At 65.6% G+C, this 1,707-nt stretch carries 1 protein-coding gene; it reads left to right on the top strand.

Annotation, left to right across the window (positions count from 1 at the left end; all coding sequences use genetic code 11):
* Positions 1–359: 359 nt before the first annotated feature.
* Positions 360–1,707: P-loop NTPase family protein (locus tag BGIM_RS64860; protein WP_020470833.1), on the top strand; the 1,348-nt coding region annotated here is incomplete at its 3' end.

The following is a 1,707-nucleotide window of genomic DNA, read 5'->3' as shown; positions in this document are numbered from 1 at the left end:
CCGCCGCCAACCTGCGGGACCGCGCGGTCATCAGGGAGCCGGCGCCGCACCTCGCCACGGTGATCCCGCTGGACTCTCGCCTCGGCGCCGGGCCGTGAGCGGGAACTCCGGCAACCCGGCCGCAGAGTTGTTTAATTTCGGATTCCACAAGCAAGATGATTGTATGTGTTCCGGTGTTTCGTTAGAACTGTGTTTGCGCGGGTTCCTCCCCGCCAGACTCGGTCGCAACCATCAAAGCAACGCACAGATTTTGTGAACCCTATCGTGGCCGGCGGCCCGTTTCCCAAATGCCGCCGCCGCGAATAGCAACCCGGAGCCCCGGCTCCCCTTGACTCGTCCGCACCAGGAGATGTCCCGCCATGATTCTGTCCCTGATCCAGAAAGACATTGACGCGTGCATAGCCCGGCTGGAGGCGCTGCTCGAGCGGAGCGTCCTGTTCGGGGCCGCCGCGGAGAAAGTGCGCCAGCTTCTAAAAATCGCCATCCAAGAAGCCAAGAAACTGGCGGGTGAATCCCGGCAGCCCTCCCGGCTCGGCCTCGTCGGGGCCTTCAGCGCGGGCAAAACCCGGCTGCTGGAAACACTGCTCGGGTGTGCGGGCCGGCTCAAAGACCTTGTCGATGAGCGGCCGACCAGCGGCAACATCGTCGAATTTGAACTCGTGGCGGGAACCCAGGCCCGCACCGAGTTGGGCGGATGGAAAGTCGCGTTCATGTCGAGAGACACGGACGCCGCGCAAATCCTTCGGCGTCTGCTGACCGAGGCGCGCAGCGAGCAAACCCGCGACCGGCTCGACCGGCTTAATGTCCTGCTGGATGCGGCCGAGTTTGGTATTGACAACACGCTGAGCTGGATCAAAGCTCAGGAATGGGCGCAAGCGGCCCACGCGGAGGCCATGGGCCGGCAACTCAAGACGATCGCGTTTGAAGTGTTTCGTCTGACCCGGACGGTCGCCTACGCCGGGGACTGGCTCGGCCGGGAGTTCCTGATCGGCGACGAGGCGCAGGCGCACGCCCTGATGGCCCTCAGCACGGACCGCAGCCATTACGGCATCCCCTTGGACAAGTGGAAGGTCGAATTCCCGCCCGCGCCGCCGGCCGCCCCGTCGCCACTGCCCACCCTGTCGCCCGAACAATTGAAAGCGTTGTTCCCCGTCGTCCACAAAATTCACGTCCGGGCAACCCTCTCCCCCTTGGTCGCGGAGTCGCTCGGGGGGGACCACATGCGAATCGTCGATTGTCCCGGCGCGGACGCCGACGAGTCGAACTTCCGCGACTCGGTGATTTGCGCCGAGGAGTTGCAGGACGTTGACACGGTCCTGGTCCTGCTCAACGGCCGGCAGCCGGGCCAAAAACGGGCGTTCTTGGACGACTTGTTGCGCATCTGGGGCAACCAGGCCAAAAGCCGGATCCTTGCCGTGGTCAGCCGGTTCGACCAACTGCCGGTGACACGCCCGCAGGATTTGGACGCGCTGGCCGCGGGCACGGGGCCGCTGACGGCCAAGGACCTCCGGGCCGCCGTCGTCAACTTCGAAACGGTCTACGAGGCCGCGAAGGACACCGTGCTGGACAAGAACCCGGCCCGCGTCTGCCTGGTCAGCACGCTGGCCTACCTGACCGAGCGCCTGCTCAACGAGCGCGAGCCGGCGCGGGGCACGCCGGATTTCTACGCGAACCAGTTGCACTACGCCCCGAACCCGGCCGACGCGG

Origin of the sequence: Zavarzinella formosa DSM 19928 (genome assembly GCF_000255705.1) — a bacterium.
In the GTDB taxonomy this organism is placed as follows: Bacteria; Planctomycetota; Planctomycetia; order Gemmatales; family Gemmataceae; genus Zavarzinella; species Zavarzinella formosa.
The sequence above is the reverse complement of the archived record's forward strand: the minus strand, read 5'-3'. Positions and strand labels throughout refer to the sequence as shown.